Here is a 13,812-nt window from a genome sequence, read left to right as displayed (position 1 = left end):
GTCGACTCGCTGTTCCCGGCCAGCATCCCCGCGTGACGGCGTCCGCGCAGGGGGCCTCAGTCGCCCGGGCCCCGCTGCGCCGCGCTGACCTGCGGGTTGACGAGATGAACCGATCTGGGGATGCGGGCCCGTGCGGGCGGCGTCGCTCAGCCGCGGGTCGCGGCCAGCAGGCGCTCCCGGGCCGTCGCCAGCGAGGGCCCGTACCAGGTGAGGTCCCGGCCGGAGACGAGCACGGACCGGACGCCGGGCAACGCCTCCGGGCCGTCGTCGGCGGTGAAGACGTACGGCTCGTCGGGGAGCAGCACGAGGTCCAGGTCGTGCCGCCGGAGCTCGGCCGGCTCGACCCGCGGATAGCGCTGCGCGTCGTCGGCGAAGGCGTTGCGCAGGCCCAGCCGCTCGAGCACGTCCCCGGCGAAGGTGCGGCTGCCCACCACCAGCCAGGGGTCCCGCCAGATCGGGACGGCGACCCGGAGCTCCGGCTCCGGCGCCGGGCGCGCCCACTCGTCGGCGGCGGTGCGCAGCCAGGACGGCTCCCCCACGTCGAGGACCTCGGTGAACAGCCGGCGCATCGATGCCAGCGCCTCGTCGAGCGACTCGATGACGGTGACCCAGACCGGGACACCGGCCGCGCGCAGCCGCCGCACGTCGAGTTCCCGGTTCTCCTCCCGGTTGGCGATCACCAGGTCCGGGGCGAGCGCGGTGATCGCGGCACGATCGGGGTTCTTGGTGCCGCGCACGCGGGCGACGTCGAGGCCGGCCGGGTGCGTGCACCAGTCCGTCGCACCCACGAGCCGGTCGGGCACGGTGACCGCCAGCGCCTCGGTCAGCGACGGCACGAGCGACACCACCCGACGCGGCGGGCGCGACAGCTCGACCGCCGTCCCCAGGTCGTCGATCACACGTTCCGCCGGTACTGGCCGCCCACCTGGAAGAACGCCTCGGTGATCTGCCCCAGCGTGCAGCAGCGGACGGTCTCCATGAGCTCCGCGAACACGTTGCCGCCGTCCATCGCCACCTGCTGCAGACGGGCCAGCGCGGCCGGCGCCTCGGCGGCGTGCTGCTCCGTGAAGGCGGCCAGCCGGTCCAGCTGCGAGCGCTTCTCCGCCTCCGTGGCCCGCGCGAGCTCCACCGGCGCGGGTGGGGCGTCGTCCCGGTCGGGCGCCAGGAAGGTGTTGACGCCGACGATCGGCAGGGTGCCGTCGTGCTTGCGGTGCTCGTAGAGCATCGACTCGTCCTGGATGCGGCCGCGCTGGTAGCCGGTCTCCATGGCGCCCAGCACTCCCCCGCGCTCGGCGATCCGGTCGAACTCGGCCAGCACCGCCTCCTCGACCAGGTCGGTGAGCTCCTCGATCACGTAGGAGCCCTGCAGCGGGTTCTCGTTGCCGGCCAGGCCCCACTCCTGGTCGATGATCATCTGGATGGCCAGCGCGCGACGGACCGACTGCTCGCCGGGCGTCGTCACCGCCTCGTCGAAGGCGTTGGTGTGCAGGCTGTTGGCGTTGTCGTAGATCGCGCAGAGCGCCTGCAGCGTGGTGCGGATGTCGTTGAAGTCCATCTCCTGGGCGTGCAGCGACCGGCCCGAGGTCTGCACGTGGTACTTCAGCTTCTGCGACCGCTCCCCCGCGCCGTACTTCTCCTTCATCGCGACGGCCCAGATGCGCCGGGCCACCCGGCCGATCACCGAGTACTCGGCGTCCATGCCGTTGGAGAAGAAGAAGGAGAGGTTGGGCGCGAAGTCGTCGACGTCCATCCCGCGCGCGAGGTAGCTCTCCACGTAGGTGAAGCCGTTGGCCAGGGTGAAGGCGAGCTGGCTGATGGGGTTCGCCCCGGCCTCGGCGATGTGGTAGCCGGAGATGGACACCGAGTAGAAGTTCCGGACGCCGTTGTCGATGAACCACTGCTGGATGTCGCCCATCGCCCGCAGCGCGAACTCGGTGGAGAAGATGCAGGTGTTCTGGCCCTGGTCCTCCTTGAGGATGTCGGCCTGCACCGTGCCCCGGACGTTCGCCAGGACCCAGGCGCGCAGCTCCTCGGCCTCCGCCGCGTCGGGCTCGCGGCCCTCCTCCGCGCGGAAGGCGTCGAGCCGCTGGTCGATCGCGGTGTCCAGGAACATCGCCAGGATCGTCGGCGCCGGCCCGTTGATGGTCATCGACACCGACGTCGTCGGCGCGCACAGGTCGAAGCCGGAGTAGAGGACCTTCATGTCCTCCAGCGTCGCGATCGAGACCCCCGACGTGCCGACCTTGCCGTAGATGTCCGGACGCGGGTCGGGGTCGCGGCCGTACAGCGTCACCGAGTCGAAGGCCGTGGACAGCCGGGTCGCCTCGCTGCCGGCGGAGAGGAGCTTGAACCGGCGGTTGGTGCGGAACGGGTCGCCCTCACCGGCGAACATGCGGGCCGGCGCCTCGCCCGCCCGCTTGAACGGGAAGACGCCGGCGGTGAAGGGGTAGGCGCCGGGCAGGTTCTCCGCACGCAGGAAGCGCAGCAGCTCGGCGTCGTCGCGCGTGCGGGGCAGCGACACCCGCCGGACGGCGCTCCCCGACAGGGTCGTGCGGGTCAGCGGGGTGCGGATCTCCGTGCCGCGCACCGAGTAGACGTACTCCTCCCCCGAGTAGGCCTCGACCCGCGCCGGCCACTCGTCGAGCAGCGCCCGCACGTCGGGCAGCAGCTCGGCGGCCGCGGCCTCCGCGGCGGCCCGCGCGGCCTCTGCGGCCGCACCGTCGAGGACCCCGGCGGCCGTCGTCAGGTGCTGCCGGCGCCGGGCGACGTCGGCCTGCGCCTCGGTCGTCGCCGCATAGCTCCGCACCGCCTCGCTGATCTCGGCCAGGTACCGCGCCCGCTGCGCGGGGACGACGCTGGTCAGGCCGGACGAGGCGCGGACGTCCACCCGCGGCAGCACACCGGGGCCCGCCGCCAGCCCCTGCTCCACGAGCAGCCCGAGCAGGTGCTGGTAGAGCGCGGTGACGCCGTCGTCGTTGAACCGGGCGGCGCTGGTGCCGTAGACCGGCATCTGCTCCCAGGGGACGCCGAAGGCCTCGCGGTTGCGCACCAGCTGGCGGGCGACGTCCCGCCGGGCGTCCTCCGCGCCGCGGCGCTCGAACTTGTTGATGGCGACGACGTCGGCGAAGTCGAGCATGTCGATCTTCTCCAGCTGCGAGGCGGCCCCGAACTCCGGCGTCATGACGTAGAGCGAGACGTCGCTGAACGGGACGATCGCGGCGTCGCCCTGCCCGATGCCCGGCGTCTCCACGATCACCAGGTCGTAGCCGGCGGCCCGCACCGCGGCGAGGACGTCGTCGAGGTGCTCGGGCACCTGTGCCCCGGCACTGCGGGTGGCCATGGAGCGGAAGAAGGTGCGGGAGCCGGCGCCGTCCAGCGCGTTCATGCGGATGCGGTCGCCGAGCAGGGCACCTCCCCCGCGCCGGCGGGTGGGGTCGATCGCGAGGACGGCGATGCGCAGCTTGTCCTCCTGGTCCAGCCGCAGCCGCCGCAGCAGTTCGTCGGTCAGCGAGGACTTGCCCGATCCGCCGGTGCCGGTGATGCCCAGGACCGGGACGGGCCGGCGCCCCGCCGCCGCGCGCAGCCCAGCGGCCAGCTCCGGGGAGCGGCCGGCCTCGAGCACGGTGATCGCCCGGGCCAGCGCGGCCGGGTCGCCGCCGAGCACCGCGTCGACGTCGGGAGCCTGCGCCGCGAGGTCGACGTCGCAGTCGCGGATCAGCTCGTTGACCATGCCGGGAAGGCCGAGTCGCTGACCGTCCTCCGGCGCGAAGATCGTCACGCCGCGGTCGCGCAGCGCCGCGATCTCCTCCGGCACGATCACCCCGCCGCCGCCACCGAACACCCGCACGTGCCCCGCGCCGGCCTGGGCGAGCCGCTCGACGAGGTAGCCGAAGTACTCGACGTGCCCGCCCTGGTAGGACGAGAGGGCCACGCCCTGCACGTCCTCCTCCAGCGCCGCCCGGACGACGGCGTCGACGCTGCGGTCGTGTCCCAGGTGGACCACCTCGGCGCCCTGGCTCTGCAGCATCCGCCGCATGATGTTGATCGAGGCGTCGTGACCGTCGAACAGGCTGGCGGCCGTCACGAACCGCACCGGATGGACCGGCACGTGCAGCGACGGCCGCCCCGTGCTCGTGGCGCTGGTGGGCATGGCGCTCCTGACCGAGCAGCCCGGATCGCGCCGGGCGGAGGACGTGACTGGCCGAACCGTACGGCCCCAACTAGTAGGACGTCCACGTACCAATGCGGTGTGCGCGAACCAGAGCGGCGTTCTAGCAATACCGATCCGGCGCCGGTACGTTCTGCGACGTACGTCACGCGGCAGCGAGGAGTTCGGCATGACCACGATCGAGGCCCCCGCCGGCCGGACCACGACCCCCGACGTCCAGCACGTGGACGTGCTCATCGTCGGCGCCGGGATCTCCGGGATCGGCGCCGCATACCACCTCCAGCACGAACAGCCGGGCCGCAGCTTCCTGCTCCTCGACGCGCTCGACGCCCGCGGCGGCACGTGGCGGACGCACCGCTACCCGGGCGCACGGTCCGACAGCGACCTGTTCACCTTCGGCTACGGGTTCAAGCCGTGGCGCGGGCCCTCGATCGCCACCGCCGACGAGATCCTCGCCTACCTCGACGAGGTCATCGAGGAGAACGACCTGGCCCAGCACATCCGCTACCGGCACCGGGTGACCGCCGCGAGCTGGTCGTCGGAGGAGCGGCAGTACACCGTCGAGGTGACCCGCGAGGACACCGGCGAGCAGCTGCGGTTCACCACCGACTTCCTGTGGATGTGCCAGGGCTACTACGACCACGACAAGCCGTTCCAGCCGCGCTGGGAGGGCATGGACAACTTCGGTGGTCAGATCATCCATCCGCAGCAGTGGCCCGAGGATCTCGACTGCACCGGCAAGCGCGTCGTCGTCATCGGCTCCGGCGCCACCGCGGCCACGCTGATCCCGGCGATCGCCGAGACCGCCGGGCACGTGACGATGCTGCAGCGCTCGCCCACGTTCTTCATCTCCCGGCCCAAGGTCGCCGAGCTGGCCGCCCAGCTGCGGGCGCTGGAGATCCCCGACGAGTGGACGCACGAGATCATGCGCCGCGCCTCCTTCAAGCAGGGCGAGGAGCTGTGGCGCATGTCCATCGACTCCCCGGACGTGTTGCGCGAGTTCCTCATCGGGGAGATGCGTCCGCAGCTGCCCGAGGGCTTCGACATCGACAAGCACTTCAACCCGACCTACCGACCGTGGCAGCAGCGCCTGGCCGCGGTGCCCGAGGGAGACCTGTTCACCGCACTGCGCGAGGGCAAGGCCTCGGTCGTCACCGACTCCATCGAGCGGTTCACCGAGAGCGGCATCCGGCTGACGTCGGGCGAGGAGCTCGAGGCCGACATCGTCGTCACCGCGACGGGCTTCGACCTGTCCCTGTTCGGCAACGTCGCCTTCACCGTCGACGGCGAGCCGGTCGACTTCACCCAGCAGGTGACCTACCGCGGCATCATGATCACCGGCGTGCCGAACATGGCCTACGTCTTCGGCTACTTCCGGGCCAGCTGGACCCTGCGCGCCGACCTGGTGAGCCAGTTCGTCTGCCGGCTGCTCAGCAAGATGGATGAGCAGGGCACCCCCGTCGTCGTCCCGCAGCTGCGGCCGGAGGACGCCGACATGCCGCTGCTTGACTGGTCGGACCCGGAGAACTTCAACCCCGGGTACGTGATGCGGTCCCAGCACCGGATGTTCAAGCGCGGTGACCGGGAGCCCTGGACGCACCACAAGGAGTACAGCGAGGAGCGGGCGATCCTGCCCACGGCCGACCTCGACGACGGGCTCGTCTACCGCCGCTGAGCCGCACATCGACGCTCAGCCCAGCCCCACGGACCCGCCCGACCCACCCCCAGGACAGGAGAACTCCCCGTGCCGGTCGACCAGCACATCGCCGCCCTGCTCGCCATGGCTCAGCAGTCCGACATGCCCCCGATGTACGAGGGCACCCCGGACGTCGGGCGCGCCCAGTACCTGGCGATGACCACCGGGCTGCGCAGCCCCGAGCAGGTCATCCCGGTGGCGAGCACCGAGGACATCACCGTCCCCGGGGGCGAGGGCGACCTGCGCGCCCGCGTCTACCGGCCCGAGGGCGAAGGGCCGTTCCCGACGGTGGCCTTCTTCCACGGCGGGGGCTGGGTCATCGGCGACCTGGAGACCCACGACAACATGGCCCGGCACATCTGCCGGGACTCCTCCGCCGTCGTGGTCTCGGTCGACTACCGGCTCGCGCCCGAGCACCCCTTCCCGGCCGCCGCGGACGACGCCATCGCCTCCGCCCGCTGGATCGCCGCGAACCGCGACCGCTTCGGCGGGGACGACCGGCTCGGCGTCGCCGGGGACAGCGCGGGCGGCAACCTGGCCGCCGTGGTGGCCCAGGTGCTGCACGCCGAGGGCACGCCGGTCACCGCGCAGCTGCTCATCTACCCCGCCGTGGACGCCGCCGGCGAGTACCCCTCCCGCGTGGAGAACGCGCGGGGCTACTTCCTCGAGCAGCCGACCATGGACTGGTTCTACGGCCACTACGCCGGGGCCTGGGAGGACGCCAAGGACCCGCGCCTGGCGCCGCTGCACGCCGACCTGACCGGGCAGCCGCCGGCGGTCATCGTCACCGCGGAGTTCGACCCGCTGCGCGACGAGGGCGAGGCCTACGGCGAGGCGCTGAAGGCCGCGGGCGTGCACGTCGACGTGACCCGCTACGACGGCCTCATCCACGGGTTCTTCGACATGGGCGGCCTCTCCCCCGCCGCCCGGTCGGCCATCGAGGAGACCTGCGGGAAGTTCCGCACCCTGCTCCACGGCTGACGCCCGACCACGCGCGGAACGCTCGTCAGCGGGGCGGCCGACGCCACGGAGCGCCGGTCCCGGCATCAGTCGCTGATCACGGTGGTGTACAGGACGGTGACCATGGCGAGGTCGACGGCGTCCAGCGCGGCGGGGGCGGGCGTGGTCGAGGGTGCGTGCTCGGAGAGACTCCCGAGGCGAGCGCGTTCGCCTCGGGACAGCCCGTTGCGCCGGTGCAGGCCCGACGCGACCAGCAACCGGGCGAGAACGTGGGCACGCGGGTCGGCGTCCGCCTGAGGACCGGTGAGGTGATCGATCAGCTGTCGGCGCACGGCCGGGTCGACGGTGTGGGTGTCGTAGGGGAACAGCCCGAGAAGCCGCTTGCGGCCCGCGACGAGCACGCCGCGGGCGGCGGCCTCGGCCTGCTGGGTGGACAGGGCATCGTTGCGCCGCTTGATCCAGGTGGCGACGTCGGTGGGCTGGCCGGCCAGCTCGGCGGTCACCGCGGACACCCAGTGGCGGTCGCTGGATGCGCGGGCGTCGACCACGAGGCGCCTGCTGTCGTCGCCCTCCAGGCGAGCCAGGCCGACGGTGAGCAGCTCGGCGACCTCGGCGGCGGCGGTGAGGCGGTCCGGCTTGACGGACTCGTAGGGCCGCCCGTTGCGGGCGTGGAGGAAGGCCATCAGGGCTTCGGGCAGGGTGAGTTCGCGGGCGGGCACGGACAGGCCCATGTGGAGACGCTCCTTCATCGGTGGCGTTGCTCTGCGGGGAGTGCGGACGTGCCGGTCCTGCGTCCGACAGCGGGTCAGCCGTCGGGGTCGTTCTGGCGGCGCAACCGCCATGCCACGAGGAAGGACGGCAGGGCTGCCGGGGGCAGGAACACAGCGAGCACGAGCTGGTCGGCTTGCAGCAGCAGCTGGTCGTTGCCGCGCTCGGCGAGTTCCCCGGCCACCGAGAGCAGCAGGTAGACCACCAGGGCGGCGACGAGTGCGGCCACGTACCCGGCGTTGCGGGCGTTGTTGCGCTGCGCCAGCTCGTACTCGTCGACCTCGCTGGCCCGCCGCTCGGCGATGTCGCGGATGAGCAGGCGCGCGCTCACCCAGGCCGCGCCGATGACGGCGAAGCAGACCAGCCAGGCCCACGAATAGGCCTGCGCCGTCACCGTCAGGGCGGTGAAGGCGAGCCACGCGGCCGCGCCGACGACGACGACGGCGGTGGCGCGACGAGCGGCCGGGTGAGGGGCCTCGGGCCGGGTGGTCACTGGTCACCTCTCGGGTCGGACTGCCGGTAGGCGGCGGTGATCGAGCGGAACGGCTGGCGGCTGAACAGCGCCTCGATCGGGAGGTCGAAGACCTCGCAGATGCTCATGGCCAGTTGGAGGCTCGGGTAGTGGTCGCCGCGCTCGAGCGCGCCGATGGTCTGCGGGTTGACTCCGACCAGGCGAGCCAGCTCGGCGCGGGACATGCCGACCTCGGCGCGAGCGACGTTGACACGGTTGTGGATGCGTCGTGCCTCGTCGTCCTGGGACTTTCCGGCCACGCCGTGACGCTATCCAACGAATCGCTGCATGCGCAACATCTTTGCCAGGGTCGTTACATCGACTTGTTGTGTAAACCCAACGCCGTGTCTACGGTGGCGCCGACGCAGCGACCCCCTGAGCGAGGAGGAGCCGTGCTGGCTCTGCACCACATCAGCAAGCGCTACGGGCCACACCTCGTGCTCGACGACGTCGGGCTCGAGGTTCCCCGTGGTGCGATCGTCGGTTACGTCGGCGGGAACGGGGCGGGGAAGACGACCTCGATGCGCATCGTGCTCGGAGTCGCCACGGCCGACGCCGGCCACGTGACCCTCGACGGCGCGCCGGTCGACGCGGAGTTGCGCGCCCGGATGGGCTACATGCCGGAGGAGCGCGGCCTCTACCCGACGATGCGGGTGCAGCAGCAGCTGCAGTTCTTCGCCGAGCTGCGTGGCCTGTCCCGCGCGGGCGCCGCACACGCCGCGCGCTACTGGCTCGATCGCCTCGGTCTCGAGGAGCGGCGGGACAGCGCGCTCGAGGACCTGAGCCTGGGCAACCAGCAGCGCGTCCAGCTGGCGGCTGCGCTCGTGCACGAACCCGACGCGCTCGTGCTCGACGAGCCGTTCTCCGGACTCGACCCGCTCGCGGTCGACGTGATGTCGCAGGTGCTGCGCGAGGAGGCCGACCGCGGCATACCGGTGCTCTTCTCCAGCCACCAGCTCGAGCTGGTCGAGCGCACGTGCGACCGCGTGGCCATCCTGAAGGGCGGTCGCCTGGTGGCCGACGGCGCCGTCGACGACCTCACCGGCGGGGACGGTCACCGCTACCTGCTGCGCAGCGACGCCGATCCCGCCACCTGGGCCCATGACCTCGACCCCGCCGTCCGCGTCAGCATCGAGTCGGTGGCCGACGACGCCGTCACGGTCCGCCTGACCGGTGACTCCTACCTCCAGGAACTGGTCGACGCCGTCCGCCGCCACGGCACGCTGCGCGAACTGCGCCCGTGGCGCCCCTCGCTGACCCAGGTCTACCGCGACGTGGTCGACGTCCCCGGGCAGCCGCAGGAAGCGCACACCCGTCCCACCGTGGAGGTACAGCCATCATGAGCACGCCGACCCTGCGCCGCCCCGAGATCACGGCCGACCCGACCCGCGTGCGGCGCACCGGCGGGGTGCACATCATCGTGCGTCGCGAGCTCGCCACGAAGCTGCTCACCCGGTCCTTCGGGCTCAGCACCCTGCTCTTCGCGGTGATCGCGTTCGCCGGGTCCCTCGTCGGTCCCGGCGGTGGGGACGACGACGCACCCGTGCTGGCCTACACCGGGTCGTCGGCGGAGCTGGCGACCACGGTCGACGCGGTCGGTGGGAGCGCGGTGTCGCTCGAGCGGGTGGCCGACGAGACCGCCGGCCGGACGCTGGTCGAGGAGGGGAAGGCCAGCGCCGTACTGCTGTCCTCCGACGGCGGGGTGCGGGTGCTCGTCCAGGACGCGCTCGATCCTCAGCTCGGCGCGCTGCTGGACGTCGCGCTGCAGGAGCGTTCACTCCGGGCGGCCGCCCAGGAGGCCGGCGTCGACCCGGAGGTACTGGTCGGCGCCGTGGGACCGACCGCCGGCAGGGCGGCCGTCGACGTGGTCGCAGTAGGGCAGGACCTCGCCGTCGCCGACGTGCTGCTGGGACTCGCCTTCGCCGCCGGCGCGGTGCTCGTCGTACTCCTGTGGGGCATCCCGCTGGCCACCGACGTGATGCAGGAGAAGGTGTCGCGCGTCGTGGAGATCCTGCTGACGAGCGTGCGCCCCTGGCAACTGCTGGCCGGCAAGGTCATCGCCACCACCGTCATCGGGCTGACTCAGCTCGCCGTCGTGCTCGGTGCCACCTTCGCCGCCCTGGCTCTGGGCGGCTCGTTGCCCGACGTGGACGCTGTCTCGTGGGCCGTCGTCCTCGCCGGCGTGATCAGCCTCGTGCTCGGGGTCGTCACCTGCAACACGCTGATGGCCGGGCTCGCCGCCCGGGTCGAGCGCCAGGAGGATCTGAGCGGCGCCCTGCAACCGGCCCTGGGCCTGGCCCTGGTGCCGATGGCTGCCGCCACCTACCTCGTCTTCGAGTACGCCGAGAGCGCCTTGCTCGACGCCGCGTCGATGGCACCGGTCTTCAACACCTTCGTGATGCCGGCCCGGCTCGCCCTCGAACCGGTGCCCGCCTGGCAGCTCGGCCTCTCCCTGGCCGTGGCGCTGGCCACGACCGTTGCCGCGTTCGCCGTCGCCGGCCGGGTCTACGCAGGCTCGGTGCTGCACTCCGGCGGACAGGTCCCGCTGCGCGAGGCACTGCGCCGCCGCTGACCCCGCCCCGCGCCGGGATGCCACTCGAGGTCCCGCGAGTCATGGGTGAAGCAGCACCACCGCCGAGGAAGACCCGGTACGCGACGCGGTTCCGCCGTGGTGGCGGCAGGGGCCTGCGCCCTAGAAGGGCAGCCTGCCGTGGTCGGGTGGCACGACGAGCAGCCCGATGATCCGACGCTCGGGGTCGAGCGCCACGCGGCCGAGCCAGTGCCCGGCCTCGCACTCCAGCACCGTGTGGCCGACGAGCGAGCCCAGTACCGTCTCACCGGCCTCGACCGGCGTGCCGTCGGGCAGCTCCACTCCGGTCTCCCGACAGCCGACCAGGTTGCCGGTGTCGGCCACCGCCCGCGCCCAGGTGCTGAGGACCAGGTCGGAGGTCAGGTGCGCGGCGGTCTCCTCGGTCATGAGGCCGCGCAGCCCGTCGTAGTCGCCGGCGTCGATCAGGCGGAAGACCCGCTCGGTCAGCTCGGCCACGTCGTCGGCCGTCGTTGCAGGACGCATGGTTCCTCCTGTCCGCGGGTCGCGAGGGGATCCGAACCGCTTGAACGCCGCCTGCCGGGTGATGCCGAGGACCCCGCCCAGCTCGCTCCACGTGTGGCCACGTGCGTGCGCCCGGGCGACTGCAGTCTGCAGGTCGGCCCGTGCCTGCTCGAGCCGCTGCTGGGCGGTGGCGACGTCGTCGAGGCCGGCGGGCCCGACCTCATCCCCGGTCGTCGGTGGCCCCCGACCCGCGAGCGGCCCCGCCGGCACGGGACGAGGCCCCGGCCATGATCGCCCCGGCGATGATGAACGCCGGCGCCCACCAGGCACCGTTGTCGTCCCCCAGCCGGAAGAGCACGTAGCCGAGCGCCACAGCCACCACGGCTGCCCCCGCATACGTCGCCGGAGGAACCGCCCCGCGCTGGTCGCCCTCGAACGAGCCGAAGAACAGCATCATCCACAGTGACGCCGCGAGCACCGCGCCGATGACGAAGCCGGGCCACCCCGCGGCCGTGAGCAGCCCGACCGCGACAGTGATGGCAGCTGCGACGGCGAGCGTCGGCAGGTGGTCGCGCATGCCCCCATGCCACCCGACCAGGCCTCCGCTGTCAACCTCAGGTTGACAGCGGAGGCGCCAGTACCCCGAGTTCCTTCCCCTCCGAGGCAAGGCGACTGTCCTACCGGGGGCGGTGCCGGTCGCTGGCGTGGCGCAGGATCGAGGCATGTACCGGGAGTGGGTCCTGCCGCGGGCCGAGGTGCGCTGCGCCTGGGCCGTAGCGGCAGAGACCGGTGGCACATGGGTGCAGCCCGCCACCGAGTTCTGGGGTCTCGGCTTCACCGCGACAGCCAGAGGGCGACGAGCGGAGTTCGTCGGCCCCACGGCTCGCCCCCGAGCCTTCGAGATGGCCCCCGGTGACCGCTTCTGGGGAGTCGAGTTCGAGGCCTACGCCTTCCTCCGCGGTGTTGCGAAGGAAGCGCTCGACGTCATCCAGGCCCTTCCGTCCCGGGCCAACCGCTTCACCGTCGGTGCTGGCGAGTACGAGATCCCGGATGAGGACCACCTCGGCGATGTCGTCGAAGCGCTCGTCGCAGACGGGCTGCTCGCTGTGGAGCCATCGGTGAGGACCGCACTGTCGGGCGCACCCGCCAGCGACGGCAGGACGCTGCGACGTCGTGTACGGGAGGTGACGGCGCTCAACCGTCAGCAGATCGCGGGCATGGAGCGAGCGCGCGAGGCCTTTCGACTGCTCAGCGAGGGCGTCGGGATCCCCGACGTCGTCGAGCGGGCCGGCTACAGCGATCAGGCACATCTGACCAGGTCTCTCCGAGCGCTTGCCGGCCGCACACCGGGTCAGATCCTCTCCGGCCGATAGGACGAAGTGGCCACATCGTTCAAGACGGTGGGGGCGCGCCGCCGGGAGTGTGCGGGCACACCTCAGGAGGAGTTCCGTGCCCATCACCCCCTTCCGGATCAGCATCGACCCCGCACGTCGGGAGCTGCTCGACGAGCGCCTGAAGACCACGGTCTGGCCGAACGTCCCCGCCGGCGTCGACGGACACGGCATCGCCATCTCGCGCGTACGCGAGCTCGCCGACTACTGGAGGGAAGCCTTCGAGTGGGACGCGTTCGCGGCGTCCATCGACCAGTTCGAGCATCTGATCCACGACGACGGGCACTACCCGCTGCACATCGTGCGTGCGCCGGCTGAACGGAGAGCGGGCCTTCCCATCGTGCTCCTGCACGGCTGGCCGGACACGTTCCTCCGATTCCGGAAGCTCATCCCACTGCTCACGGCCGCCGGGCACGACGTCATCGTCCCCTCGCTGCCCGGATTCGCGTTCTCGGGCCAGCCCGACGAGCCGCTGACCGCGACGACCGCAGCCGAGCGGGTGCGGGCAGCCCTGGCCGAGTTGCGTCTCACCACGTACGTCCTCCACGGCGGCGACTTCGGAAGCGTCATCGCGGACGAGCTCGTCAGTGCCTACCCGAACGACGTCGCGGGGCTGCACCTGACCGATGTGCCGTTCCCCAAGCAGTTCACGGTCGACCGCGACTCGCTCGACGCGGACGAGCAGGCGTTCTTCGCCGCCTCGGATGCGTGGATGGAGAAGGCGGTGTACTTCTCGGTGCAGTCCGCCGAGCCGCTCACGCTCGCGTACGGGCTCACCGACTCACCCATCGGGCTGCTCGCCTGGATCGCCGACAAGTTCGACGCCATGAGCGACGACGTGGACCCCGAGGACGTGGTCGGGCTGACCGCGCTGACGTGGCTGACCGGGACGGCCTGGTCGGGACTGCGGCTCTACGCCGATGACCAGACCACATGGGACGACCAGGCATGGGGAGCCGACGAGACCGCCGGCGATCGGTCAGCGGCGGCGAAGCCGCGGGCAGCGTTCTCCATCTTCCCGCGCGACATCGGCGTCCCGCCCGAGGCACTCGCCGCACGCTTCTACGACATCGCCCAATGGCGCACGCACGAGCGGGGCGGCCACTTCGCGGCGACAGAATGCCCCGCCGTCGTCGCTCGCGACCTGCTACAGGCAGCGGCGATCTTCTCTCGATGAGCCACAGCGACGGTGCGCGGAGAGGCGGGAGACCGCCGAGAGGTCCTGCCGTCGTGGTCACGCAGAGGATCCCGATCCGGGATCCTCAC

Annotated in this window: 13 protein-coding genes; 6 read left to right on the top strand and 7 right to left on the bottom strand. The window is 72.0% G+C overall.

Going from position 1 to position 13,812, the window contains the following annotated elements:
* Positions 1-146 precede the first annotated feature (146 nt).
* Positions 147-899, bottom strand: a complete 753-nt coding sequence (locus ACI793_RS17720; RefSeq protein ID WP_456607694.1) for a helical backbone metal receptor — start codon at positions 897-899, stop codon at positions 147-149.
* Entirely contained in the window at positions 896-4,150 is a 3,255-nt protein-coding gene (icmF, locus tag ACI793_RS17715) for a fused isobutyryl-CoA mutase/GTPase IcmF (RefSeq protein ID WP_456607693.1), read from the bottom strand. The genes ACI793_RS17720 and icmF overlap by 4 nt, the downstream gene beginning before the upstream one ends.
* Positions 4,151-4,337: 187 nt before the next feature.
* Between icmF and ACI793_RS17710 the strand changes: the two genes are divergently transcribed.
* Both ACI793_RS17710 and ACI793_RS17705 read left to right on the top strand, forming a co-directional pair.
* Positions 4,338-5,843: a flavin-containing monooxygenase gene (locus tag ACI793_RS17710; protein ID WP_456607692.1), complete on the top strand. Its 1,506-nt coding sequence runs from the start codon at positions 4,338-4,340 to the stop codon at positions 5,841-5,843.
* Between the two features lie 69 nt (positions 5,844-5,912).
* Positions 5,913-6,845 carry an alpha/beta hydrolase gene (locus ACI793_RS17705; protein WP_456607691.1) on the top strand — a complete coding sequence of 311 codons (933 nt, stop codon included), beginning with the start codon at positions 5,913-5,915 and terminating at the stop codon, positions 6,843-6,845.
* Between the two features lie 65 nt (positions 6,846-6,910).
* Here the strand turns inward: ACI793_RS17705 and ACI793_RS17700 are convergent, their stop codons facing one another.
* From ACI793_RS17700 to ACI793_RS17690, 3 genes are all read right to left on the bottom strand, one after another.
* Positions 6,911-7,555, bottom strand: coding sequence for a GPP34 family phosphoprotein (locus ACI793_RS17700; protein WP_456607690.1), 645 nt, complete (start codon positions 7,553-7,555; stop codon positions 6,911-6,913).
* A 74-nt stretch (positions 7,556-7,629) separates the two neighbouring features.
* The gene (locus ACI793_RS17695) at positions 7,630-8,085 is read right to left on the bottom strand and encodes a hypothetical protein (protein ID WP_456607689.1); all 456 of its coding nucleotides are present in this window, start codon (positions 8,083-8,085) and stop codon (positions 7,630-7,632) included.
* A complete protein-coding gene (locus ACI793_RS17690; protein ID WP_456607688.1) occupies positions 8,082-8,363 on the bottom strand; it encodes a helix-turn-helix transcriptional regulator in 282 nt (93 codons plus the stop codon). The genes ACI793_RS17695 and ACI793_RS17690 overlap by 4 nt, the downstream gene beginning before the upstream one ends.
* Positions 8,364-8,495: 132 nt before the next feature.
* Here ACI793_RS17690 and ACI793_RS17685 point away from each other — a divergent pair, with 132 nt between their 5' ends.
* Both ACI793_RS17685 and ACI793_RS17680 read left to right on the top strand, forming a co-directional pair.
* On the top strand, positions 8,496-9,446 hold the full coding sequence (locus tag ACI793_RS17685) for an ABC transporter ATP-binding protein (protein WP_456607687.1): 951 nt from the start codon (positions 8,496-8,498) through the stop codon (positions 9,444-9,446).
* Complete coding sequence (locus ACI793_RS17680; RefSeq protein WP_456607686.1) at positions 9,443-10,675, top strand: ABC transporter permease; 1,233 nt, start codon at positions 9,443-9,445, stop codon at positions 10,673-10,675. The genes ACI793_RS17685 and ACI793_RS17680 overlap by 4 nt, the downstream gene beginning before the upstream one ends.
* A gap of 120 nt (positions 10,676-10,795) precedes the next feature.
* Here ACI793_RS17680 and ACI793_RS17675 read toward each other — a convergent pair whose 3' ends face one another.
* Together ACI793_RS17675 and ACI793_RS17670 are read right to left on the bottom strand one after the other, a co-directional pair.
* A complete protein-coding gene (locus tag ACI793_RS17675; RefSeq protein WP_456607685.1) occupies positions 10,796-11,176 on the bottom strand; it encodes a hypothetical protein in 381 nt (126 codons plus the stop codon).
* A 199-nt stretch (positions 11,177-11,375) separates the two neighbouring features.
* Positions 11,376-11,732: a hypothetical protein gene (locus tag ACI793_RS17670; protein ID WP_456607684.1), complete on the bottom strand. Its 357-nt coding sequence runs from the start codon at positions 11,730-11,732 to the stop codon at positions 11,376-11,378.
* 145 nt (positions 11,733-11,877) lie between these two features.
* On the opposite strand from ACI793_RS17670, the gene ACI793_RS17665 reads away from it, so the two are divergent.
* A complete protein-coding gene (locus ACI793_RS17665; protein WP_456607683.1) occupies positions 11,878-12,528 on the top strand; it encodes a helix-turn-helix domain-containing protein in 651 nt (216 codons plus the stop codon).
* 76 nt (positions 12,529-12,604) lie between these two features.
* Complete coding sequence (locus tag ACI793_RS17660; protein WP_456607682.1) at positions 12,605-13,723, top strand: epoxide hydrolase family protein; 1,119 nt, start codon at positions 12,605-12,607, stop codon at positions 13,721-13,723.
* Positions 13,724-13,812 lie beyond the last annotated feature (89 nt).

It is taken from the genome of Blastococcus sp. SYSU DS0617 (assembly GCF_054051075.1).
This window is presented reverse-complemented; position numbering and strand designations above follow the sequence as displayed.